The organism is Campylobacter concisus (assembly GCF_003048445.1).
GTDB lineage: Bacteria > Campylobacterota > Campylobacteria > Campylobacterales > Campylobacteraceae > Campylobacter_A > Campylobacter_A concisus_BF.
Map to the genome: position 1 here is coordinate 1 of NZ_PIQW01000009.1, position 24,690 is coordinate 24,690.

Consider the following 24,690-nt stretch of genomic DNA (forward strand, 5'->3'; position numbering starts at 1 on the left):
ATAGACTGGCTCAATCGATCACTTGTTTAGATTTCAAAGATTGACTAATAGTTTTAACAATTGTAAGTTAAAAGAACAACGATAAGAAAAAGGCTTTATTAACGTTGAAGTTAAAGGTGGTTTCTCGTTTCGTGAGCTGGAATTATATATGAGGGATGCTTAAAGATAGTTGAAATAATTGCAAAATATTTTATAAATTTAAATTTTATTTCTTAGGTAAAAATTTTGGAGAGCTTCCTTGCTCTCCATTTTGATTTAGCACTGCCTTTTAGCAGTAAATTTACATCTATGATTACATAGGTTGTGTTACATCGTCCTTGATCTCAACAGTAACAGTTGTTCCGCTAGCATCATTTGTATATGCAGTATAACCGTCAGTTGATGCACCTTTTTGCCAGCCGGCATCTTTAAATTCTACTTTGTCTCCAGCGTCAGCTGTTATTTTTAGTGTATTGTCACCATCTGTTAAGCTTATGACATCACTTAGTTTAACGCTTAAAGTAGTATTTTGGCTCTTATTAGAGATATTAAGTTCTTCAAAGTTGTGTGCTTGGCTTGCAATACTATCTAAATTTATAGATGTTCCTGGATTAGTGATAGCTAGTTTGTCATAGCCAGTACCACCGTTGATGTCGTTGTTATTGCCTTTGATCCATCCAACTGTTATAGTATCATTACCATCACCTAAATTTATCTTAGAATTTACGACATAGCCTCCAGCTTCTATAACATCATCGCCACTTCCAGTTACGACTTTCGAGTTATCTATGTTTGTGCCAACTTTTAGTTTATTATTGCCGTCACCTAGATATACACCGTACTCTTCTTCAGTTGTTCCTGCGATCTTACCGCTAGCATTCCATATATAACCTCTTACTTCTACATTGTCATCACCGCTTCCAGTTGTGACTTTAGAGTTATCGATATTAGTTCCAACATCAAGCTTATTATTGCCATCGCCTAGATCTACTGTTGACTTACCAGTTATATAACCATCTCCCTTGGTAAATTTATTATTCGCCTCGTCAAAGCCGGTTTTAACTATATCATCACCACTACCCATTTGAACTTTAGAACTAGATATATTTGAATAAACACTTAAATAATTGTCCCCATCACCTAGATTAATCTCAGATCCATCAGTGACATAACGACTACTATGACCTGAAGTTCCGACTACTACCTTATCATTGCCGCTACCACCTATAATGGTTCCGGTATCGACATCTGTGCCTATTCCTAATTCGTTGTTATAGTAGCGAGCTCCATTGCTATTAACTACATGGCTAGCTACTTTACTATCTGAAGCTGTGTTGCCAACAGTATCACTTATCTCGACACTTATTTTTTCATTAGGGCTAATAGTTCTTGTTAAATTTACCCTCCCATCAAATTTTCCATTAGCATCAGTAGTAGCTCTACCTATCTCATGGTCATTTGCATCTTTGATGATAAATTCTCTATTGTGTTCGTCTGAGCTAACTGAGATACGAACATTTTTAGTTAGTTTGGTATCACCTTCACCTAGATTAATGGTACCTTTATTGCCCAGAATACCTCCTAAGTATCCTCCTATACTTATCTTATCATTTCCTTTACCAGCTAGTACTTCAGCCCCACCTGTAACATTGTCACTAATATTAAGAATATCATTGTGGTCACTAAGAGACATTTTTCCACCTGTTAAATTTCTTACTGGCAATGGCATAGTCCCTGTACCTGGCAAACTACTGCTATCTGCAACAAGATCAACACTTTCTAGTGTGATACTTACATGCGTATCTATATCTATTGCATACTCGCCACTTGTCTTGCTAGAGCCACCAATAGTTGCCTTGGCTGTAAATTTATGCTCGCCGTCATTTAGTGGAGTGCTAGGCGTAAAGCTCCAGTTACCATCTTTGTCAGCTGTAGTTGTGCCTAAAGAGTGTATGCCATCAAAAATTTCTATCGTAGCAAATTTATCTGCTTTGCCTATTAACTTTGGAGTTTTATCGTCAGTCTTGCCGTCTTTTGATACATCTCCTGTCACGCTACCAAAATCATCATGTACGGTTGTGATAGTAACATCTTTAACATTTACGGTCTCACGGAAGACATAATTTGCAATGTCACTTGCGCTATCGTTACCATTTAGATTAAGATGATCTGTGATGGTCGCATCAACACGAGTTGCATGAACAAAACCAGTTTCATCTCTACTATATAGAGTTATTTCAGATACATCTAGAGCACTATTATTTACTGATGGGATACCTGCATGTATGACATCACCACTTGCATCAACCTCGTCAAATGTCACAGTGCCATCAGCAGCTTTGTGGATAACAAATGTCTTCACAGCTGTTGGAGCTGGATTATCATCTGGATATTTTACTACGCCAGTATCTGCATAAATTTTGTTATAGTCAGTTATAGCAACTGTTAGTTTGTCGCCATCTGAGAAGATACTTGGTAGCTTGATACGTGCTGTGGTGTGGTGTATATCACCATCTAGTCCAGCGTACTCCATTTTCATACCAATAGATCCAGGTCCGCCATTGCCTACTATGGCTGGATCAAATTCTTTGCTGCCTTCTACAAACATAACAGTTGGGGCTTGCATACTTTCTCTACTTATATACCTAGAATTCATACCCATACTCGAATCATCTTCGCCTGTTATTTTTACTTCTATACCACGTGAATGTGTGTGATCATAGTTGGCTGTTGGCATATCGTGGATATCTATACCAAATTTCTCGCCAGCGCCATTTGTAGATGTAAGACCTGATTTTATAGGTGTCTTATCAGTCTCTGAAGTGATCTGATCAACCGTCATAGAGCCATCAGCTGCTTTATGAACTAAGAAATACTTATAAGCAGTCGTATCTGTGCCACCTGTTGCAGCTAAAGATGCAGCACTAGGTCCAAAACCATATTTTACGGTTATAACGTCGCCATCTTGGATATTATCAGGTAATGATATACGAGCTGTGGTATGGTTTATGTCACCATCAAGTGCAGCCGTGGCTCTATCATACCTCCTAGTAGTATCTATGTTGCCAGTTTTCATATCGCTTAAAACATTACCATTCTTATCAAGCTCTACAAATTCAATGTCAGCCATTTTGACATTTTCAAATTTAACACTTGAAGTAGCTTTAAGGGTTGTGCCTTCTAGCTCAGCTGTGATACTAGCTGCATTTCCGAGGGCTGTTTGGTAGTGGTTATAGTCATAACTAACCTTTATACCATTATCGCCGTCAAATATATTGTTGCCTTTTGTGTCTATAACGCTTGTAATATTGCCACTAGCATCTTTATGAACTGTGTAATAGTCATTTATACCAGTGCCTATAACGTGGATCTTGCTGCCATCCTTTGCAAGGTTTGGTATGCTGATAGTTGCAGTAGCTTTTACGCCATCCTCAGCATAGTTCTCACCTCTTGTGATAGTGCCGTTGCCATCTGCATCATCATTAAATTTGATAATAAATTTATCTGGAGCAGTAGTCTCGCCTGTGGCTGTGTTGCCAGCGCCATCAGTAGCCTTTGCAGTCACTGGAGTGTTGTCTTTTGTCGCATCGTCGCTGATAGTGACCTTGCCACTATGTGGATCAAGCTTGAAAGCACCTGTTGGAGCTGTCGTCTTGCCAGGAGTGCTATCTACGACCCAGCCAGCGCTTGGGTTTTTGACCACGGTGATTGTTTGCGTGTTGCCGCCATTATCTGTGTATGAAATTTCAACCTTTGTCGCGTCATTGTCGTGAGATACTACTTCAACCGTTCCGTCATGTTTTGGTGTTAGCTCGACGCTTACCTCGTGATCTTCATCTATATTACCCTTAGTTGGATCGCTTGGGTTAGATGGGTTGTTAGGATTAACTATCTCAGCACTAATTGGGTTATTACCAGGTTTAACTGGAACATCAGGGATGCTTACCTTACCACCATTATCAAGATCTCCTTTAGTGATCTCTTTCTCACCTACTTTATTTCCATTCTCATCTTTAATGATTACTTTATCACCTGGTTTTACACTACCATCTGTTGGAACTATAACATCTACAGGTGTTTTACCATGGTCATTGTCACCAGCTTTGTTTTCATCATCAGAAATTTTGCCATTATGGTCTTTATCTTCTGGGAATTCTATCTTAGATGGTTTGTTTGGAATTCTAGTAAGGTCTGGGTTAATTGTTGCTGCACTGCCACCAGCATTATCGGCTGCGCCACTTACGCCGCCCACCCTCTCAGCACCTCTTGCGCTGTTTAGATCACCTATAGAGCGGAAATTTTCATTGATATTTGAGTAGTGACCGCCCTCATCAAACGACGCTGCACCAAGACTAACGCCATCTCCACCACCAGCGGCAGTCTCCTCTATTTTTGTTAGATCTTCGCCGTTTAACAACGCTTTTTGCAAGTCACTAACATCTGCTACAGTATTTGGTTTTTATCCTGCGGCTACATTTTCGTCAAGCTTTAACGACTCATCACCCAAGATGGTGACATCTTTGCCATTATCCATTGAAACTACGGCTTTAGAAGAAGCTGAAGAGGTCTTTACAACCTCCCCAAGATATAAAGCGTCGCCAACTTTTAAAACGCGGCTAACGCCATTTTGATCTACAGCTACCACTAAGCCTGAGATTTGTTTGATTACTCCTACTTGAGTTTGTATGTCTATCCTTATCGTAAAATAAATTTTACGTAATTTTAAGACATTTTAATCTTCTTTGTATATTGTACTTGGTACAGTTGTGATATTATTGTGCTGCGATAACCTCAATTTCTACAAGTGCATCTTTTGGCAAAGTCTTCACAGCCACCGTGCTTCTGGCTGGATATGGCTCTTTGAAAAATTTAGCGTATGTGACATTTACCTTGGCAAAATCTGCCATATCTGCTAAAAAGATCGTAGTCTTTACGACATTATCAAAACTAAGTCCAGCCTCAGCCAAAATGTTTTGTAAATTTGTAAGTGACTGCTCGGCTTGTGCCTCTACGCTACTACCTGCAAACTCGCCCGCTGGTGTGACGCCAAGCTGACCTGAGATAAATAAAAATCCATTCGCACTAATCGCCTGAGAATATGGTCCGATCGCTTGCGGTGCATTTTTAGTTGAAATTTGTTTTTTCATATTTTATCCTTTGAAATTTGGCAAAATCCTACTATAAATTTCTAAATTTTTAGGCACCAAAGGCTATAATGAACAAAATTTCAAAAGGACAAAGATGCAAATAACCCTTGCACCAAACGAATTTTTAGATGGCTACGTGCTTGGTGCGCAGCTCGCCAAAAACGCTAGCATCTCATCAAACGCCTATCTTTTTTGGAAAAATGCTATCAGCGCTAAATTTGAAAACTCGCGCATCGTTTTTATTAGAAAAAAGAGCGTCCCAGAGAAATTTAAAAACGCGCTAGAAGAGTGCACGCCCTTAAATGGTCTTGTGCCAACTGGCGTTTTTTGTTCATTTACCTCGCTTGCCCCTTCGCACCTTGTCGCCAAAAATGGCTCTAAAATTTATGATCTTTTTGAATTTCATGAAATTTGCGGTATCAAATTTTTAAATTTAAAGAAATTTTATGATGATTTCGAGCTTAACTACTCGTATAGAATTTATATAGAAAAGTGCAAATTTTTCTCGCCAGCGCCCTTTGAAAAGCGCATAAAACTGACTGAGACTATGTGTCTTGGCTACTACTAGCCACCTCGTAAACGATTAGCGCCTCAGTTTTGTAGCCCTCCATCCTATCTTTATATAGTAAAATTTCGTCATTTTCTCTTTTGGCGTAAATTTTAATGTGAGCGGAGTTTGTTCTCTCATCGTAGTCCTCATATATAAATTTAAACTCCTCACTATCCAGCGTGATAAACTGCAGCGCCTGAAACGAAACAGCAAGCACTATCTCCTCGCTAATGCCACTTGTTCTAAATTTATCAGCCAGCTTCACTACAAACGACCCCACGTCGCTAAAATACTCCTCAAGGCTTTCATACTCGCTTTCAAAAACTACTATCTCATTTAACGACCACTCATTTTGCGTCTTATTTTCTTCAAATTTCTGACCTTTTTTGATGGTGCTTTTTAAAAATATCCCTTGTGGCTTTGAGATAAAGCCCTCGTTTAAAATTTGCTTTAGTTTTAAATTTACTAGCTCGCTTTTGGTTTTGGTGAAAAATTTAAGTAGTGGCTTTGCTTGATCGTTGTAAAAAGTTTTCATCTTGGGAGAAATTCCGCTAGCTGGGAGCTAGCGGATCAAATTTAGATCTTTTTATAAGGCGCTTGACCGACTTCGTAGAAGTTATTGCCCTCGCAGTCGATAGCGACTATCGCTGGGAAGTCCTCTACTGTGAGTCTTGCGACTGCCTCTGGTCCTAGCTCTGGATATGCCAAGACTTCGTATTTTTTGATACTTTGGCTAATGACCGCTCCAATGCCACCGATAGCGACCATATAAACACAGCATGATTTTTTCATAGCCTCGACTACGGCGTCGTTACGGTAGCCCTTACCGATCATGCCATTTATGCCGACCTCGTTTATCATAGTTGGTGTGTATTTGTCCATTCTACCGCTTGTTGTTGGGCCTGCTGCGCCGATAGCTTGGTTTGGCTTAGCTGGTGTTGGTCCGACGTAGTAGATAGTCTCGCCCTTTAGCTCAACTGGCAACTTCTCGCCGCGTGCTAGAGCCTCTGTTAGCGCCTTGTGAGCGGCGTCACGAGCAGCGATGATAGTGCCTGAGATTAGGACATTGTCGCCTGCTTTTAGGCTTTTTACCACCTCTTTATCAAATGGTGCTGTTATTCTTTTTACTTCTGACATGTTATCTCCTTAAAGCTCGGCGTCTGCGTGGCGTGCAGCGTGGCAGTTAATGTTTATGGCTACTGGTAGGCCTGCGATGTGAGTTGGATACCACTCGACATTTACTTTTATAGCAGTTGTATCGCCGCCAAGTCCTTGAGGACCGACGCCTGTTTTGCTAGCAAGCTCAAGAAGCTCATCTTCAAGTTTTGCATATCTTGCATCGGCGTTTTTGCTATCTACTGGACGAACTGCAGCTTGTTTAGCTAGAAGTGCTGCTTTATCCATAGTGCCACCTATGCCAACGCCTATCGTCATTGGAGGGCAAGCGTTTGGTCCAGCGTATTTTACAGCCTCTAAAAATACCTTTTTAACGCCCTCTATGCCATCAGCTGGCACAAGCATTTTTAGTATTGATTTGTTCTCACTACCAAAGCCCTTTGGAGCGACTTTTATCTTTAGCTTATCGCCTGGGACGATCCTAGTGTGGATGACGGCTGGGGTGTTGTTTGTAGTGTTTTTTCTCTCAAAAAGCGGCTCAGCAACGACTGATTTTCTAAGATAGCCCTCGGTGTAGCCCTTCGCAACGCCCTCATTGATCGCATCTTCGATATATCCGCCTTCTATATGCACGTCTTGACCGATCTCTACAAAGACAACCGTCATACCTGTATCTTGACAAATAGGCGCAACGCCCTCTTCTGCTAGCTTGGCATTTTGCAAAATTTTGCCCAAGATATCCTTGCCAAGAGATGAGCTCTCAGTGGTTTGAGCTTTTGTAAAAGCAGCCTTTAGATCTGGTGTAACGACGTAACAGGCTTGTTTGCAAAGCTTTGCAACAGTCTCTTTTATATCTTTTACGTTTACCGTTCTCATTTATCCTCCTCGTAAAAAACAATTTTTAATTATATAAATTATATGTAAAATTTAAGATTAAATTATAATATTAAATTTAATCACCCAACTTCGGTGTTTAAATACTCTTAAGCAACTTTGGATAAACTACAATAAACTTAAATTTCAAAGGAAAAGTTATGAATTCGTTAGTCATCGTGATACTTGTTGTCGCAGTCATTTTTGTCTTTTTCATCAGCCTTTACAACTCGCTTGTTGCAAAGCAAAACCAGGTAAAAAGCGTGGAGGCTGGCATCGACGCACAGCTAAAAAGAAGATATGACCTCATACCAAATTTAGTAGCTACTGCAAAAGAGTACATGGTGCATGAAAAAGGCCTACTAGAAAACATCACTGCCCTTAGAGAGAGTGCTAGAAGCGCCTCAACAAATGAAGAGAAATTTGAGCTAAATAACAAAATTTCAGGCTTGCTAAATGGTTTAAGAGTGAGCGTAGAAAACTATCCTGATCTAAAAGCAAATCAAAATTTGCTTCACATCCAAAGCACACTAAACGAGGTTGAAGAGCAAATTTCAGCTGCCAGACGTGCTTACAACTCAGCTGTTGAAATTTACAACAACGCCACACAGATGTTTCCTTCAAACATCGTAGCTTCAATGTTTGGCTTTCACAAAGATGTATTTTTTGATATCCCAGAAAACGAGGCAGCTGCTCCAAACGTCGGTGATCTTTTCAAAAAATAAGGCATAAAAATGCAAGCAGACGAACTAAAAGGCATCGATCTAAGCGACCTTGACGAGCTTGAAAAAGAGCGTCTTGCTATGGGGCAAAAAGCCTTTAAAATGATCGTTTATGGCTTTCTTGGCATCATAGTTGTAAGTGGTTTTTTGGCATCACTGCACCTTGGAAATTTATTTTTCTTTTTGCTAATCGGCGGAGTTTTTTATCTTGGCAAGACGATAAATGGGCTAAAAAACGAGCTTATAGCAAAATTTAAACAAAAAGTAGTTGGCGTCATCGTAAAAAACTATGGTCTAAATTTCAGCGCAAATAGCGGACTAAGTTTGAATGATTTTTATAAAATTTATGACGCTGACGTAAATAGACACTACGCAGAAGATATGATCTACGGACAGATCGATGAGACGCAGTTTAAGCTTTGCGATTTTTATGCGGCAAAAGAGACACAAGGCGAGAAGCGCACCACCACAACGGTAAAATTTCAAGGCATTTTGCTAAAGGCTGAGTTTAAAAAAGAGCTAAACGCCACGATCTACGTCTGCGATAAAAAGCGAACATCTGATCTAAGAAGTGATGGCGAGCTAGCTGTGATGGATAATCCTAAATTTAATGAGCTTTTTAAGACCTACACGACCGATCAGATCGCTGCTAGATACGCTCTGACGCCAAAGCTGATGGAAAATTTAACCAGTCTAAGAACCAAATTTAACGCCCCGCTTTCGGCGGCATTTTTAAAAAATGAAATTTTCATCGCGATCGACCTTAGAAAGGACAGCTTTGAGCCTGATCTTAAAAAGCCGATAAACAGCAACGAGAGCGTGCAAAACTACATCGCAGGAGTTAGCGACTTTGTGGAGATTGTGCGTGATCTGGAGCTAAACAAAAATATCTGGAAGAGCTAAATTTATAAAATGCCAGATAAAAAAATCAAAGAAGGCGACATATTTTACGTCTATAATGACTATTACAAGAGATATTTCTTTGGCAAAATCTTAGTTGATATTAAAAACCGCCTTGTAAAGCGAGTAAATGAGGGTCTTCTTTGGCCGCTTGATTTTTTTAGTGACTGCTATTTGGTTGCTGTTTATAAAAATATAGTAGATGCGCCGGTGCTAAAAAGCCGTGAATTTATCATCCCGGGTAGCTTCATCTACAAAAGCAGTTTCAACCGCAAAAATGAAGACGGCATAAAGTGGGTCTATTATGATCACGAAGATATCAACTACCATGAGCTAGAATTCCCAGAGTATATCATCAGTAGCAATGATAAAATTTGCCTACAACGGGGAGAGCTTAGCATACCAACTAGCTTAACTCGCACGCAATATGAAAATGAATTTAACATTACTGGCAGCAAAACTGGTGGCATAAACTACTCAAATGCCCTGCTTTTACAAGGGTTACCAGCATATAAAGAGAGGATAGACTATAGCGATCTTCGCCTTTTGCCAGAGCTTCGTAAAAAGCTCTATGAGATGATAGGAGAGGATCCAGACATGCCGTACTACAAGCTAGCATTAAAGCACGGTAAAGATCTAGCACGCTTTTATCAAGATAAATTTACACATAAAAATATATAAGCAAATTTGGCTACAAAAGAGCTATTAAGAGGCGTTTTAAAATTTAACAAAAGAATTTAGCTCTCTTGCTTCAGCCTAGATGAGCGCGATAGAGAAATTTATGACGAAATTTTGTAGTATCGCATCTACGAGCCAAGGCTAATTAACTTTAGTAAATTTAAATATCACAAGCAAGATTACTCGGCTACTTGTACGAGCGGTTGATAAATTTTAAAACTAGCAAGCCATTTTTAAAAATTTATAACCAAATTTACAAAAAAGCGGTGCTAACGTTTTAGAGAGCTATTTAAAAAGGTGGTATCGCTTTAAATTTTGTGATTTTAAAAGCTAAATTTGATGGCTTAAAGTCTTTAAAAAGCGCAATGCCACTTAAATTTACCCTATTTTTTTATGATTTGACGAAGTTAAATTTAATGGCGAAAAAAGCCATTAAATTTATAAACTAAGCCTGAGCAGGCTCCTCTTCTTCTTTTATCTTTTTTCTAACTTTTACGCGTGAGATGCTAGCTCCGTCCATCTTTCTCACCTCGTAGTAGCAGTTTTCATCTTCGATCTTGTCTCCAACTACTGGCAAACGACCGATAAGATTAAAGACATATCCGCCGATAGTGACTTGATCAGTCTCTTCATCAAAGCTTATGCCAAGAAGCTCTTCAACGCTCTCTAGATCGTACCTGCCTTGGAATTCATAGATGTTTTCATTTATCTTTTTGTAGTGTTGATCGACCTCGTCGTGCTCGTCGTTAAAGTCTCCAAGCACCTCCTCCATGATATCCTCCATCGTAAGAAGTCCAGCCGTGCCGCCATACTCATCAACGACAAGTGCAGCTGAAATTTGCTCCTTGTTCATCATCACAAGCACTTTTGATATAGAAAGGCTCTCAGGCACGATGACAAATTTACGCACGATCGCGTCAAAACTCTTCTCTTTATCCTCGCTAAAGTGCAGCTGTAAGATATCTCTAATGTGTATCATGCCCAAAATGATATCTTTTGAGCCGTCTATATAAGGGTAGCGAGTATATTTAGACTCAAAAACGACTTGCAAATTTTCTTCAAAGCTCTTTTGTTTGTTTATACAGATCATGTCGCGTCTTGGCGTCATAACCTCTTTTGCGACCGTGTCACTAAAATCAACTGCATTTTTGATAAGCTCAGTCTCAAAGCTATCAAGCACGCCGCCCTTTAAGCTCTCGCCAACGATGATCTTGATCTCCTCTTCAGAGTGCGCTAGCTCATTCTCTTTTGCTGGCTGGATGCCTAAAATTTTAAGTCCAGATGTAGCTAGGATATCAAAAAGCTTTATGATAGGCGAGAAAAGTATCCAGAAAAAGTGAAGCGGACGAGCGATTTTAAGCACTGCTGATTCTGATTTGGCTATGGCGACTGACTTTGGAACAAGCTCGCCCATAACGACGTGAAGTAGTGTGATAAGCGTAAATGCGATCGCAAAGCCGACTGTATGAACTAAGATATCGCTAAGATTAAAAACATTTTTAAGTGGGGCTTCTATAAGCCTTGCGACTGCTGGCTCACCGATCCAACCAAGAGCAAGTGAGCTTAGCGTGATGCCAAGCTGAGTGGCGCTAAGATAGGTATCAAGCTTGTTTGACATCTCAAAGGCAAGCTGGGCGTTTGGCTTTTTCTCTTTTATAAGCTCTTCAAGTCTAGACTTGCGAACCTTAACAAGGGAAAATTCCGACAAAACAAAAAATGCGTTTAGTAAAATGAATATAATGGCAAGTATTACCATTAAAAGCGAGTTATCGCTACTGGGGTACAATTATGATCCTTAAGAGTTAAAAATTTTGGCTGATTATAGCGAATTTATATTTAGCGGTCAAATTAGCCGCGCCCAAAAGTAACAACATTTCTTAAATTTAAGATTTATAAAAAGTTCTTAAATCATATTTTGGTAACATTATTTTCATCACTAAAATTATGGATTTTACAATGAGCAAAAAGAATTTTTCATCACGCTGGGCGTTTATACTAGCCTCAGTTGGTTCAGCCGTTGGTATGGCAAATGTTTGGGGCTTTCCTTACAAGCTTGGCACAAATGGTGGTGGAGCGTTTTTACTCATCTACATATTTTTCGTAGCGCTTTTTTCTTACGTTGGTTTAAGCGCTGAGTATGCGATCGGCAGACGAGCAAAGACTGGCACGCTAGGATCATATAAATTTGCTTGGCAAAGTAGAAATTTAGGCGTCATCGGTAGCATCGTTGGCTGGCTCCCACTTGCTGGCTCGCTTTGCATAGCCATCGGCTACGCTGTCATCATCGCTTACGTGCTAAAAGCCCTTACCCAGGCGCTTACTGGCTCATTTATGAGCGTTGATACAAATGTTTGGTTTAACTCATTTGCACTTCACGAGTACTCGGTCCTGCCCTATCACTTCATAGTCATCGTTGGCACGCTTCTTACGCTATTTTTTGGAGCAAAAAGCATCGAAAAGACTAATAAAATAATGATGCCACTATTTTTCGTGTTATTTGCCATTTTGGCTACAAATGTCGCGATGCTTCCAAACGCATTTGAGGGGTATAAATTTCTATTTATCCCTGATTTTAGCAAGCTTGAAGATCCGATGGTGTGGGTCACAGCGATGGGTCAAGCCTTTTTCTCGCTCTCTATCACGGGATCAGGCATGATAGTTTATGGAGCATATCTTTCAAAAGACGAGGACATCGTAGAAAGCGCCAAAACTACGGCATTTTTTGACACGCTTGCAGCCCTTGTAGCAGCGCTTGTCATGATCCCAGCAGTCTTTGCCTACGCTATGGATCCAGCTGAGGGTCCAAAGCTACTTTTCGTAACGCTTCCTAAAATTTTACAAAACATGATCGGCGGTCAAATTTTTGCGATCATACTATTTACCGCGGTCATCTTTGGTGGCATCACCTCGCTTCAAAATATGTTTGAGGTGGTAGCTGAGTCACTTATGCATAAATTCCCACGCCTTAGTAGATTTTGGGTGCTTGTGCTACTTTGCGTGGTTTGCTTTGGCTTTGGAGCGTTTATGGAGCCTATTAGCAGTTGGGGACCTTGGATGGACTTTGTCTCTATCTACATCATCCCGATCGGCGCGGTTATCGGCGCTATATCTTGGTTTTGGGTCATTAAAAAAGAAGAAATTTTAGATGAGATAAACTCTGGAGCTAGCAAACCTTATGGCTCGCTCTGGTATTTTGTGGGTAAATTTATCTACGTTCCGCTCACGCTTTTACTCTGTGTGATCGCCATTAGCAAGGGAATTTCTTTTTAACTTAGCCCATCAAAAGACGAGCTAAGTCTAAATTTGAAGTTATTTTAGCTTTTTAGAGCCGATATAAGTAGCAAAGACCTCTTGCGAACCATCTTTTTTAAAGAGTATGACGTCGTATTGCTCGGCTTTGCCGCCTTGCTCCATACCCTGACTCTCCATAGGCATGCCAGGCACTGCGATACCAACGGCATCTTTTGGTTTAAGCTCCAGCAGGCGCTTGACCTCATCAGCTGGCACGTGACCCTCGATGACGTAGCCATCAATGATAGCTGTGTGGCAGCTTGAAAGCTCTAGTGGCACGTGAAATTCTTTTTTAACCTTGACCAAGTCATCTACTTTGATGGTCTCTTCGCTAAAGCCAGCCTTTTGCATAGCACTCGCCCAGTTGCCACAACAACCGCAAGTTGGGCTTTTATAGACCTTCATATCGGCCCCAAGCGCTAAGGTCGCACAAAAGCTAAGAGCTAAAAATGCAAATTTCTTCATCATTTTCCTTTACATTAAAATTTGCAAAATGATATAGTTTGGGTTTAAATTTTATATAAATGCTTAACCCTTGCCTGCTATAATTGCCAAAATTTACAAAAGGCACTTTATGTTTTCATCATTTTTCAAAGATAAAAAATGGGCTCTTTGGGCTTACGGCGGAGCGATATTTATCATCTTGCTGCTTGTCTATCAAACGCATCTAAATGTCCGCATCAACGAGTGGTATAAAAATTTCTACGACATCATGCAAAACTCAAAGGATCACAATGTAGATGAGTTTTGGCAAGGGATATTAAATTTCTTAAAGATCGCCATGCCTTATGTCGTAACCTACACGGTGATATCGTTCTTTGCGAGCCACTGGGTCTTTCGCTGGAGGGAGGCGATGACCTTTAAGTATCTCAAATTTTGGCGAAACTGCCAAAACGACATCGAGGGCAGCTCACAGCGTATCCAAGAGGACGTTTATCGCTTTGCCAAGATCATGGAGAGCCTTGGCGTGCAGGTTTTAAAGGCATTTATGACGCTGATCGCCTTTATACCAGTGCTTTGGGAGCTAAGCAAAAGCGTGAGCCTGCCTTTCATCAAGGATATCGAAGGCTCGCTAGTTTATATCGCGCTACTAATTAGCATCGGAGGCCTCATCGTATCGTGGTTTGTGGGTATAAAGCTGCCACACCTTGAGTATAACAACCAAAAAGCGGAGGCGGCGTTTAGAAAAGAGCTAGTTTATGGCGAGGATGATAAGCTTAAATTTTGCCAGCCAAACGTCATGCTAGAGCTTTTTACTGGGCTCAAACTAAACTACTATAAGCTCTTTTTGCACTATGGCTACTTTAATCTTTGGCTCATCTCATTTTCGCAAATTCTTGTCATCGTGCCTTACATCATCATGGGCAATGGCCTATTTAGCGGCGTCATCACGCTTGGCGTTTTGATCCAAGCTAGCAATGCTTTCTCGCAGGTCAGAGAGAGTTTTAGCGTCTTTATCGATAACTGGACGACGATAACGGAGCTAAGATCGGTTAATAAGCGTTTGAGAGAATTTGAGAGAAATATAGGCTATAAAGCGTAGGGGTTAAATTTACATACTGAAGAAACTCGGATAAATTTTAAAATTTTATGAACGAGTAATTTCGGCTCTAAAATTTGAGCTAAGCGATAAGCGAAGCCAAATTTTAGTAGTCAATTCTTGCGAGTGAATGAAGTTTTAAATTTTACAAAGACAGCTTGATTGAATTTGTAAATTTCTTTTTATCCAAAAGGGAGACAAGGGGACTTGAATTACGAAGCCGTCCCCTTATCCCCCTTTTTAAATCCCCCAATCCCCTCGCACGTTAGAAGTGGCATGCTTCAGTGCTTCGCACTGCATGCGGTTTATTGAAATTCTAGTAAATTTTAAAATTTATGAAAAATCAAAACCAACGCAAAATTTAAATTTATCCCTTCGTTTAACAATGCATATCCAACTCAGGCTATAATACGCCAAATTTTAATCCAAAAAGGATGAAAATGAAAAAATTTTTACTTACGTTATTAACAGCTAGCATGCTTATCACAGGCTGCACGAGCGTCACAAAGTCAGGCGTCGTGGGCGCAGATCGCAAGCAGTTCATGCTAGTATCTTCTGAAGCGATGGAGCAAAGCTCGGCTCAGGCTTACGTAAAGACACTAACAGCTGCTAGAAGCAAGGGCGAGCTAAACGTCGATCCGATCCTCACAAAAAGGGTTCAAGATATTGCAAAAAAGCTGATCGCGCAAACTGGCGTTTTCAGAGAGGATGCCCTAAAATGGAAGTGGCAAGTAAATGTTATCAACGAAGATACGCTAAATGCTTGGTGTATGCCAGGTGGCAGGATCGTCGTTTATAGCGGTATTATTAAAAAGCTAAATTTGACAGATGCACAGCTAGCAGCGGTCATGGGTCACGAGATCGCCCACGCGCTTAGAGAGCACAGCAGGGAGCAAGCGAGCACCGACCAACTCAAAAACATCGGCATCTTCGCAGTCGCAACCGCCACAGGACTTGGCGATCTTGGCGCAAGCGCTCTAAATTTAGCTAGCCAATACACCATATCACTACCATTTTCTCGCTCACACGAGACCGAAGCTGATCACATCGGCACTGAGCTAATGGCAAGAGCTGGGTACGATCCAAAAGAGGCGGTTGAGGTTTGGGTTAAAATGAGCAAGATGAATGTCGGCAAAATACCTGAAATTTTAAGCACTCACCCATCAAACGAGAGCAGGATCAAGGATCTAAAAGAGATCGCAGCAAAGCTTGAGCCGGTCTATCAAGCAGCCAAAAAAGGCTAGGCTTGATCGAGCGAGCAAATTTAAGCGACCTTGAAGCGATCACGCAAATTTACAATGACTACATCTTAGAAAGAAGTGCGACTGCTGATATGCGGCCAGTTAGCACAAAGGAGCGAGAGCCTTGGTTTAACGCCCACGGCGGCTCGCGCCCTATCTTTATCTACAAAGAAAATGATGAAATTTTAGGCTACTGCTCGCTAAGTGACTTTAACCCCAAGATCGCTTACGATATAAGCGTAGAGATAAGCATCTATGTCGCTAAAAAGGCTCTTAAAAAGGGCATCGGCAAGCAGCTTTTAGCCCACAGCCTAAACGAAGCTAGAGAGCTAAATTTAAAAAACATCATCGCGCTAATCTTTAGCAAAAACGAAGCAAGCCTTGGGCTATTTTTGAAATTTGGCTTTGAAAAATGGGGCGAACTGCCTGGAGTTTGCCTGATGGATGGCGAGTATAAAGATGTCGTTATCTTGGGGCTAAAGCTCTAAAAGCCAAGCATTAAGCAAATGAAGATATAATCACCTTCTTCTTGGGTAGATGTCCGAGCGGTTTAAGGAGCACGCCTGGAACGCGTGTGTGGGGCAACTCACCGAGAGTTCGAATCTCTCTCTGCCCGCCATTATTCATTATTGTTAGCAAATTTAAAAATTTATGCACTATTTATCACATCGACCTTGAGGAGCAGAGGTGGCGTGCGCATAGCGAGCACTAAAATTTTCTCCCGACATTGCAGCTTACCGCACCGCAAAATCTCTTGCCAAATTTGGCCTCGACGATGAGCACAAGCACAAAAAATATCTTCTCATCATTTAGCCTTGCGATCTGGCGCAGGGTCTGGCTGGCGTCATTAAATTTAACATCATTTTCGCGCAAATTCTTGCAAAACTCAGTCTCGTCAAAGCCAAGCATGCGTGAAATTTCACTGATAGTGTAAGGCTCAAGCGAGGCGATGATGCGGTCCATGTTACAGATCGTTGGATTTTTGCGGTGTGTGGTGACGTCGATTATCTCATTTACGAGCTTTACTAGCTTTCTTCTGCGGTTAAAAAGGTGCAAGATCACGGCACAAACGATCAAAGCTCCTGCAAATTTATGCGCACTCATCATCCACTCGCTATAATCACCCATGGCAAAATTTAGCCCAGTAAATGCAAGCAGGCAGATCCCACAGGCAAGAGCACAAACAAGACAAAATTTATATATCACTTCTACTTTAAGCAATGCAAATTCCTTAGTTTTCTTGAAATTATACACCCCTGAGCAAAAAATGAAGGGCGCCAACTAGAAATTTAGCTGGCGCGTTAGAGTAAATTTTACTAAAACTTGTAGTTAAAGCTGAGATTAAATGTGCGTGGATCGCCATAAACCATCATGTTTTTGCCGATGCCTTCGTAGTATTTTTTATTAAAGAGATTGTCGATATTTAGCTGCACGTCAAAGTTTTTACCAAATTTATATCCAAACATCAAATTTGCCAAGGTGTAGCCCTTTTGCGTGATCTCATCTGCGCCTTTGCCAGTGTAAATTTTGCTCTTATACATAGCTCCAGCCCCTACTCTAAAATCCCTAAATTCATACTTTGCAAATAAATTTGCCGTGCTTCTTGATGAGTCGGTGGCGTATTTTTCACCATTAGCATCTTTTGCGTTAAAGTGCGTTGCACCAAAGCTTAGGCTTAAGTTTTTAGTGATCTCACCGTTTAGATCTAGCTCGACGCCCCTACTTGTCACGCCTTTGCCAGCTTCATATATTTTGGCATTTGTCGCTGGATTTATCTTGCCAGTATCTATGCCAAGCTTGTCTTGCACGATCTTAAAGACGCCAAGACTTGCTTGAAGCGCCCCGTCAAGATACTCGCCTTTGATGCCCACCTCATAGTCCTTGCCTTGGATCGGATCAAGATACTTGTCGTTTGCGTCCTTTACGCTTTGGGGTTTAAATATGCTCGTGTAGCTAGCATATAGAGTGTGGTTTGCTCCGATGTCGTAAGTGATGCCAAGATATGGCGTGATCTCATTTGTGAAATTTCTATTGTCTTTGCCGCCCTCGATCTCGTATTTGTAGTAGCCACCCTAACACCTAGCAAAAATTTAAGCTCATCGGTGATTGATAGTTTATTTGCCGCGTAAAATGCCTTTTGTATCGTTTTGTCTTTGTTATTTTGATCTTCGTAAGGGAATTTTGGATCATCAAGGTGTAAGTTTTTAAAATCGATCCTGCTTCTAGCCGTATAAGCAAGCCCAGCTGGCGTAGTCCTTTGCAGCCAGTAGCTACTTACCTTATCGCTACTTTTTTTATAGTTGTTATACATCGCGCCAAAGACAAACTCATGGGATAAATTTGCTATCTCGTAAGGGATATTTGCGTATGCATCGACGTTGTGGATATTCTCCTCTCTTTTGTTTGCATAGGCGCTAAGATCGCCTATATTGCCAGTACCGTCTAAATTTACCACTCCGCCGTAGTAGAGTAAATTTGAATCAGTGTTTGCCCGTCTAAATGAGTAGCTTAAATTTAAGCTCGCTTCATTTTCAAAGTAGTGTTTAAAATCAGCGTAAAAATCAAGCGTTTTTATATCCCACCTAGTCCAAGGCTGAGAGAAAATTTCATTTTTACTAAAATTTGTCCTAGAGCCATCTGTGTAAAATGCTGGCATGCCGCCCCATCTAACGCCGCGACGTCTTAGCTCTTGATAAAACGCACCAAGGCTAAGCCATGAGTTATCGCCTATGTCGCTATCGACTACGCCATAAATCGCGCTATTTTTGCGGTTGTAATAATCCATATAAGAGTGCGACTTCTCATGCATAAAAGAAAGCCTTGCTCTAACGCTTTCGCTCTCATTTACTGGCGTTTGCACATCGCCATTTACACCGTATCTATCGTATGAGCCAGCACTTAGTCCAAAATTTCCTTTAAGCTCCTTTGAGTCTGCTCTTTTTCTTATGAAATTTAAGCTTGCAGCTGGGTTGCCAGCGCCTGCAAGTAGGCCATTTGCCCCTTTTACCACCTCAACTCTTTCATAAGGCAGCAAGCTCATATCATTTGCGCCAAGGCTAAAGCTAGGCATCGAATCAAGCAAGTAATAATCTATCTTAAAGCCACGAGCCGTCGGATATACGCGCTCGTCCCATTTATTTAGCGTGACGCCTGGGATATTTCTAAGAAGCACTTGATAGTCCTTGATACCTTGATCTTTTAGCCTTGCTTCTGTTAGCACGGTTAGCGACTGGGGCGTTTGGCGAGAGGTTAAATTTAACCTAGTTGTACTCTTTACAAGCTCTTTTGCAAAGTAGTTTGCATCGTCTCTTCGCTCGCTCTCCACAACATCGACCGCTTCTAAAACCTTCTCATTTTCACTAGCATAAATTTGAGGCAATGCCAAATTTAAAGCAACTAAGCTAAATAAAATTTTTTTCATTTTTTCTCCTTTTAAATTTTCTAAACCACAGATAAAGCCCTGAAATACTCAAAACTAGCGGCGAGATGCCCACTATAAACCAGATAAATTTTGTAGTTTGGTTGTAGTTTCCAAAGTGCGATCTTCTAAAGGCTGAGAGGATTTTCTCGCTTAAATTTGCATTTTTTATGTCTAGGACGCTAACTAGCTTGCCGCTATCTTTGTCATAAGTGATCACGCTCGAGTATTCGTTATGCAAAAAACTTTGCCATATCACGTAGCCAAAGATGCGGATGTTTGCTCCTTGCATGAAAGGCAGCGATATGAAGTGTGGCTCAAAGCCTTTGATATCCTTTTTGCTTCGCGCCACCAGCTCATCAAGAGATAAACTTTTGTTGTAAATTTTTGCGTCTATCACGAAGTCATCTTTAAACTCTGGCGCGCGTGCCATCTGAAATTCCCACCAAGCGCCACTTATGCAAATGAGAAGCAAAACTGGCGTGCAAAAAATTCCTATTATCTTGTGGATGTCATTCATGAAAACGTTTAGGCCATTTACGCGCAGTCTAAGCAGAGTTAGCCAAAATTTACGGTAGATCACAAAGCCGCTAATGCAGATAAAAAATGTAAAAATAGCTGTTAGAAAAAGGATAATGTTGCCACTTTTTTCAAGCAAAAGCTCCTCATGGATATGCGCCAAAACCCCGAAAAATCCCTCATCATGCGCAAGTGGCTCGCTCTTTATCTTACCGCTAAAAGCATCAAAATAGATAAATTTCCACTCTTTTTTGCTGTCATTATGCTCGATTAACCAAATTTTGTCACACTTTTTAGGGTTTGCATCGATATTTACACCAACCATCTCGTAGCCGCCAAACTTGCTTGCGATGATATTTCTTAGCTCGTCAAAGCTAATCCTTTTGCTTAAATTTTCTTTGTTTAAATTTACATTTACGATATTTGGGATAAAAAGGCTGTTTAGTTCGTCTTTATAAACGAGGATCGCACCGCTAAAGCAAACTACAACAAGTGGGATAAAAAAGAGAAGCGATAAATATGCATGCACCTTGTAAAAAAGCTTTAAATTTAAAAATTTCACCCCTTTAGCCACCTTTTAAAAGTTAGTCTTGATAACAGCTCGCAATTTTATAAGATTTTTGCTTTTATAATTTTTAAAACCATTATCAAAATATAATTTTAAAAAGAAAGTGACGTTTGTGAAATTTGAGTTTGCAAAGGTAAAAAATTTGATTTAAAAAAGAGAGACAACTCCTCTTTATGTAAGCGGAAAAGCCAGAAAAGGGGGAAGCAAAGTCTTAACCGCTACAAAAAGGAGGGTCCGTTTAGGACGATGAAATGTTATTATTTAAATATAAATTTTAATGAAATTTTTAGTTAATAAAAAAGAAATTCTGCGTAATACTAAAGTCAATCGCGATATTTAGGCATTTTATAAAGAAATTTCTCTTTTAAAATGGTAAAAATATATGCTTTGCATGAAAGCAAAATCACATTTGAAATTTCATTTTTATTACTATTAAACGTTGTTTGTAATGTTTAATTTAGCGACGTAAAAAGGTATCTCGCTAAATACGCTTAAAAACTCGGACAAATTTTAAAATTTCATGAACGAGTAATTTCGGCTCTAAAATTTGAGCTAAGCTGCAAGCGAAGCCAAATTTTAGTAGTCAATTCTTGCGAGTGAATGAAATTTTAAAATTTGTAGCTACTAACTAAAAATTTAATTTTTACAAAAAAGGTTCAAGCAAATTTTAAAATTAGAGCTGGCATATCACGGCTCTAAATTTAGTGGCGAGTGGCTACGAGACCTAAATTTAGTAGTCTGCTAAGGCGAGTGAGTAAAGTTTTAAAATTTATAAATTTGCAAATAGCAAATTTCTCTTTTAAAAATACGGACCTTAAATTTAGAAACTCTTTTATCCAAAAAGGGAGACAAGGGGACTTGAATTTTGCTTCGCTAGCTCGCAACTGCGGGGCAGACACGAAGTCCGTCCCTTATCCCCCTTTTTAAATCCCTCGTCTGCTTGCAGTTACGAGACGAAGTCGAAGTAAAAACCCCTCGCACGTTAGAGGGGCATGCGATAGCACTGTCGTGCCGCATGCGTTTTATGTGAGAGAATTTATAGTAAATTTTAAAATTTCATGAACGAGTAATTTCGGCTCTAAAATTTGAGCTAAGCTGCAAGCGAAGCCAAATTTTAGTAGTCAATTCTTGCGAGTGAGTGAGATTTTAAAATTTGCAAATTTGTTTTATCAAGTTAAATAAGTGTCGGACAAATTTTAAAATTTGCAAAAAAGCTCAATTAAAAATTCTTAGGCACAAGCTCTAGGACGTTGCAAGCTCGTTTGCTGCCCATCTTACAAGCTTTATCAAGGGCGTTTGCAGATAGATCAAAGCTCTGCTCTACGCCGTTTCCTTGCAGATATTTTGTAGCTAGCTCGTAGCAAGCTTCACTGCTACCATTTTCACAAAGCGACTTAAAGACTTCGTAAGATTTAACCAGATCTTTTTCAACGCCAAGACCTCGCCCTAGCATGTCAGCATATAAAAAGCAAGAAGTTTTGTCTTTGTTTTCGCACTCGCTTGAAAGCTTTTTAGTAAAGCTCTCACAAGCTTTTGCGTCACTTTTGTTGATGCAGTTTTGCATATTTTCATCCCAGTTTGCACTTAGAGATAAAACGGCAAAGGTTAAAAATAAAATGGATTTTTTCATAAATTTCCTTGAGAGAGATAAACCCCCTTTGGGGGAAAGGGGGTCATTACAAAAAGGAGGTTTCTTGTTGGACAAGTGGAATAATACAAGCCTCGTCTAAATTTAAAGCCAACTCTTATTTAACAAAAAACAATCAAACAAGATCTCTCTTGCTAAAGCCCAAATAGCCGCAAACTAGCAAGATCGCGCCAAGCACTAAAGGGTAGATGATCGCATAAGCTACGAAGGTCGCTTTTGAAAATGTGCCTAATATAAAGTAAGATGCAGTGCCTATGACTGCTAAATTTGGGTCAAAAAGGCTAAGTGCGGCTATCCTAAAAAGCTCGATCGGATTTAACATAGCGATAGAGTAGATGACGTACTCATCGACAGAGCTTCGCATAAGCAGCCCAATGAGCGCTAGGTCGATAAAAGCTAGCATGATAAGCCAGAGCAAAAACGCCACACCTTGGCCTGTTTCTTGGTTTTTGATAAGGCTTGAGATAAAAAAGCCAAGTGACAAAAAGACGATACTTAGGCTAAAAAGCAGACCAAAGTAAAGCACAAGCACGCTCCAAGGTATCGACACGCCCTTTATAAAGCCAACCACCACGCAAAGCAAAAGCGAAAACAAAAGCGGCACAAAAACGACAAATGTCCGCCCAAGCGCCTTGCCAAAATAGTACTCTTTAAGGCTTAGTGGGAAGCTTAGTACGTACTCAAGCAGGTTTGTGTCTCTGTCTTGATTTATGCTTCTAACGGTTGAGATGAGGATAAATATCGGCACGATGATGACGCAAATTTGTATAAACAAAAGTAGCGCCCTTGTTAGTCCAGAAAAGCCTAGCACGCGCGAGTCGGTCACTCCGCTAAATAAAAATCCTATCATCAAAGCAGAAAAAAGAAGCGCATAGATCGCAAACCACCTTGAGCGAAACGACTCTTTTACGTCAAGTTTTGCTATTAAAAAAAGGTTATTCACTCTTGCTCCTTAAATTTTCTTCTTTGATGATCTTACCAAGGTCCATATAGACGCATCTATCAAGCAAATGAGCGATCTCATCTATGCGGTGTGAGATGAAAACTAGTGTCTTTTTTTGCGTGAAATTATCAAGTAAATTTTTAAAAGACTCCCTTGCTTTTACATCTAAATTTGCCGTTGGCTCGTCAAACATCAAAATTTCACTATCTTTTGCAAATGCAATGGCTATTAGCATCTTTTGCTTCATACCGCCAGAGAGCTTGTAAAAGGACTTGTTTAAATTTGCGTGCAGATCAAGTTCTAAAAGCTTGCTAAATTTCTCTATCTCTTCAAATTTGACATTTGAGCTTTTGCAGACAAACTCGCAAAGCTCACGCAGGCTAAATTTAAGCGGTGGTGGAGTTTGCGGTACAAATGAGATAAACTTTAGCGCCTCTTTTCTATCTTTTAGGGTATTTACACCCTTTATCGCGACGCTTCCGTTATTTGGCACAAACTCGCCCAAGATGATACGCATGAGCGAGCTTTTGCCAGCTCCATTTTGCCCAAGTATCGCTATCTTTTCGCCAGCTTTTACATTTAGACTGACGCTATCAAGTATCTTTTGTGAGCCAAAAATTTTCGTTACTTCTTTTATATCTATCAAAAAAATTCCTTATATGAGTTTCTTAAAGCCGTTGTCAAATTTAAGCGCATCTTGGTGGCAAACGTCGATACACCTGCCACAAAGTGTGCAGTCAGCCCCAGCTATCCTAAAGAGCTTTTTACTATCATCAGTTTTTGCGCCCTTTTTTGTCATAAAAAGCACGTGTGGCACTAGGCAAACATCGGTGCAAACTAAGCAGTGATCGCACCTTTCTTTATCCCAGCTGACCTTTATCGCATTTGGCTTTGCTAGTAGCGAATAGGTCGCTCCAACAGGGCAGACATATCTACACCAAGCCCTGCGTGAGAAGAAAATTTCAACCACAAGCATGGCTACGACTAGCCAGATAGCGTGAAAGTAGCCATAGATGATAAATCTTGAAAATATCCCAACGACGTTAAAAATTTCAAAGACTAGGCTTGAGCTAGCAAAGCTAAGAGCCAAAAACAAAATAGTAAAAGCGTATCGCCACTTTGTGTCAAAAACTCGCGGTTTTACTATCTTTTTGGCGCGTAAATTTTCATGGATCTTCTCGGCTATCTCGCTTATAAGCGAATATGGGCAAACCCAAGAGCAAAAACCCCTGCCACCAAAAATGACATAAAAAGCCAGGATGCTAAGTGATCCAATCAGCAAATTTACATGAATTTCATGCGTTGCCAAAAAGACTTGCAAGCTCATAAATGCGTCTGCTAGGTGAAAGCCAAGTATCCTTGAGGCGCTGATGTCGCCCTCTAAAATTTGCACATCGACCCTGTAAGAGAGCACAAATAAAAGATGCACTAGCACGATGGTAAAAATGCGCCAAAAACGTATGCTCGGGCGCTTTTTACCATCTTTTGTAGTCGTTATTAGCGTGCTTAGAAAGCTTACGTTTCTAATGGTCGCACGAACGTTATATTTATCCATTT

Annotated in this window: 22 protein-coding genes, 1 tRNA gene and 1 pseudogene; 9 read left to right on the forward strand and 15 right to left on the reverse strand. The window is 40.3% G+C overall.

The window, feature by feature from the left end; all coding sequences use genetic code 11:
• Positions 1-292 precede the first annotated feature (292 nt).
• From CVT14_RS06380 to CVT14_RS06390, 3 genes are all read right to left on the reverse strand, one after another.
• On the reverse strand, positions 293-4,408 hold the full coding sequence (locus CVT14_RS06380; RefSeq protein ID WP_021090164.1) for an Ig-like domain-containing protein: 4,116 nt from the start codon (positions 4,406-4,408) through the stop codon (positions 293-295).
• 30 nt (positions 4,409-4,438) lie between these two features.
• Complete coding sequence (locus tag CVT14_RS06385; RefSeq protein WP_021090166.1) at positions 4,439-4,624, reverse strand: hypothetical protein; 186 nt, start codon at positions 4,622-4,624, stop codon at positions 4,439-4,441.
• A gap of 127 nt (positions 4,625-4,751) precedes the next feature.
• Positions 4,752-5,126 (reverse strand): RidA family protein, encoded by a 375-nt coding sequence (locus CVT14_RS06390; protein ID WP_021090165.1) that lies wholly within the window; start codon positions 5,124-5,126, stop codon positions 4,752-4,754.
• Between the two features lie 94 nt (positions 5,127-5,220).
• Here CVT14_RS06390 and CVT14_RS06395 point away from each other — a divergent pair, with 94 nt between their 5' ends.
• Entirely contained in the window at positions 5,221-5,694 is a 474-nt protein-coding gene (locus CVT14_RS06395) for a hypothetical protein (RefSeq protein ID WP_021090170.1), read from the forward strand.
• Here the strand turns inward: CVT14_RS06395 and CVT14_RS06400 are convergent.
• Genes CVT14_RS06400 through CVT14_RS06410 form a run of 3 tightly spaced genes read right to left on the reverse strand, consistent with a single transcriptional unit; the run spans position 5,672 to position 7,668 of the window.
• Positions 5,672-6,211 (reverse strand): L-cystine-binding protein TcyA, encoded by a 540-nt coding sequence (locus tag CVT14_RS06400; RefSeq protein WP_107849961.1) that lies wholly within the window; start codon positions 6,209-6,211, stop codon positions 5,672-5,674. The genes CVT14_RS06395 and CVT14_RS06400 overlap by 23 nt on opposite strands.
• 41 nt (positions 6,212-6,252) lie before the next feature.
• Complete coding sequence (locus CVT14_RS06405; protein WP_021092611.1) at positions 6,253-6,813, reverse strand: Fe-S-containing hydro-lyase; 561 nt, start codon at positions 6,811-6,813, stop codon at positions 6,253-6,255.
• Between the two features lie 9 nt (positions 6,814-6,822).
• On the reverse strand, positions 6,823-7,668 hold the full coding sequence (locus tag CVT14_RS06410; protein ID WP_009295312.1) for a fumarate hydratase: 846 nt from the start codon (positions 7,666-7,668) through the stop codon (positions 6,823-6,825).
• A gap of 158 nt (positions 7,669-7,826) precedes the next feature.
• Between CVT14_RS06410 and CVT14_RS06415 the strand changes: the two genes are divergently transcribed.
• The 3 genes from CVT14_RS06415 to CVT14_RS06425 are packed head-to-tail and all read left to right on the forward strand — an operon-like array spanning position 7,827 to position 9,968.
• Positions 7,827-8,390 (forward strand): LemA family protein, encoded by a 564-nt coding sequence (locus CVT14_RS06415; RefSeq protein ID WP_107849962.1) that lies wholly within the window; start codon positions 7,827-7,829, stop codon positions 8,388-8,390.
• A 9-nt stretch (positions 8,391-8,399) separates the two neighbouring features.
• Positions 8,400-9,290, forward strand: a complete 891-nt coding sequence (locus tag CVT14_RS06420; RefSeq protein WP_107849963.1) for a DUF3137 domain-containing protein — start codon at positions 8,400-8,402, stop codon at positions 9,288-9,290.
• Positions 9,291-9,299: 9 nt separating this feature from the next.
• Entirely contained in the window at positions 9,300-9,968 is a 669-nt protein-coding gene (locus tag CVT14_RS06425; protein ID WP_103602845.1) for a sugar transporter, read from the forward strand.
• A gap of 442 nt (positions 9,969-10,410) precedes the next feature.
• On the opposite strand, the gene CVT14_RS06430 is transcribed toward CVT14_RS06425, so the two are convergent.
• Positions 10,411-11,751 carry a hemolysin family protein gene (locus CVT14_RS06430; protein ID WP_021086551.1) on the reverse strand — a complete coding sequence of 447 codons (1,341 nt, stop codon included), beginning with the start codon at positions 11,749-11,751 and terminating at the stop codon, positions 10,411-10,413.
• Positions 11,752-11,921: 170 nt separating this feature from the next.
• On the opposite strand from CVT14_RS06430, the gene CVT14_RS06435 reads away from it, so the two are divergent.
• Positions 11,922-13,235: a sodium-dependent transporter gene (locus tag CVT14_RS06435; RefSeq protein WP_107849964.1), complete on the forward strand. Its 1,314-nt coding sequence runs from the start codon at positions 11,922-11,924 to the stop codon at positions 13,233-13,235.
• 39 nt (positions 13,236-13,274) lie between these two features.
• Here the strand turns inward: CVT14_RS06435 and CVT14_RS06440 are convergent, their stop codons facing one another.
• Positions 13,275-13,721 carry a DUF411 domain-containing protein gene (locus tag CVT14_RS06440; RefSeq protein WP_107849965.1) on the reverse strand — a complete coding sequence of 149 codons (447 nt, stop codon included), beginning with the start codon at positions 13,719-13,721 and terminating at the stop codon, positions 13,275-13,277.
• Positions 13,722-13,830: 109 nt separating this feature from the next.
• Here CVT14_RS06440 and CVT14_RS06445 point away from each other — a divergent pair, with 109 nt between their 5' ends.
• From CVT14_RS06445 to CVT14_RS06460, 4 genes are all read left to right on the forward strand, one after another.
• On the forward strand, positions 13,831-14,799 hold the full coding sequence (locus CVT14_RS06445; RefSeq protein WP_107849966.1) for a putative transporter: 969 nt from the start codon (positions 13,831-13,833) through the stop codon (positions 14,797-14,799).
• 437 nt (positions 14,800-15,236) lie between these two features.
• Positions 15,237-16,040: a M48 family metallopeptidase gene (locus CVT14_RS06450; RefSeq protein WP_107849967.1), complete on the forward strand. Its 804-nt coding sequence runs from the start codon at positions 15,237-15,239 to the stop codon at positions 16,038-16,040.
• Between the two features lie 2 nt (positions 16,041-16,042).
• Entirely contained in the window at positions 16,043-16,525 is a 483-nt protein-coding gene (locus tag CVT14_RS06455; RefSeq protein WP_021090162.1) for a GNAT family N-acetyltransferase, read from the forward strand.
• A gap of 43 nt (positions 16,526-16,568) precedes the next feature.
• Positions 16,569-16,656: transfer RNA gene (locus CVT14_RS06460), tRNA-Ser, on the forward strand.
• Positions 16,657-16,745: 89 nt separating this feature from the next.
• On the opposite strand, the gene CVT14_RS06465 is transcribed toward CVT14_RS06460, so the two are convergent.
• The 7 genes and pseudogenes from CVT14_RS06465 to CVT14_RS06495 all read right to left on the reverse strand — a co-directional run bounded on the left by CVT14_RS06465 (position 16,746) and on the right by CVT14_RS06495 (position 24,688).
• Positions 16,746-17,258, reverse strand: coding sequence for a chemotaxis protein (locus CVT14_RS06465; protein ID WP_107849968.1), 513 nt, complete (start codon positions 17,256-17,258; stop codon positions 16,746-16,748).
• A gap of 95 nt (positions 17,259-17,353) precedes the next feature.
• A pseudogene (locus CVT14_RS06470) lies at positions 17,354-19,458 on the reverse strand (TonB-dependent siderophore receptor).
• Positions 19,439-20,536 (reverse strand): PepSY-associated TM helix domain-containing protein, encoded by a 1,098-nt coding sequence (locus CVT14_RS06475; RefSeq protein WP_021090168.1) that lies wholly within the window; start codon positions 20,534-20,536, stop codon positions 19,439-19,441. Before CVT14_RS06475 ends, CVT14_RS06470 begins: the two are co-directional and overlap by 20 nt.
• Before the next feature lie 1,225 nt (positions 20,537-21,761).
• A complete protein-coding gene (locus CVT14_RS06480; RefSeq protein ID WP_107849969.1) occupies positions 21,762-22,172 on the reverse strand; it encodes a tetratricopeptide repeat protein in 411 nt (136 codons plus the stop codon).
• 133 nt (positions 22,173-22,305) lie between these two features.
• Positions 22,306-23,133 (reverse strand): ABC transporter permease, encoded by an 828-nt coding sequence (locus CVT14_RS06485; protein ID WP_103633393.1) that lies wholly within the window; start codon positions 23,131-23,133, stop codon positions 22,306-22,308.
• Complete coding sequence (locus CVT14_RS06490; RefSeq protein WP_107849970.1) at positions 23,126-23,779, reverse strand: ABC transporter ATP-binding protein; 654 nt, start codon at positions 23,777-23,779, stop codon at positions 23,126-23,128. The genes CVT14_RS06485 and CVT14_RS06490 overlap by 8 nt, the downstream gene beginning before the upstream one ends.
• Positions 23,780-23,788: 9 nt before the next feature.
• Positions 23,789-24,688, reverse strand: coding sequence for a NapH/MauN family ferredoxin-type protein (locus CVT14_RS06495; protein ID WP_021089279.1), 900 nt, complete (start codon positions 24,686-24,688; stop codon positions 23,789-23,791).
• Between the last annotated feature and the right edge of the window lie 2 nt (positions 24,689-24,690).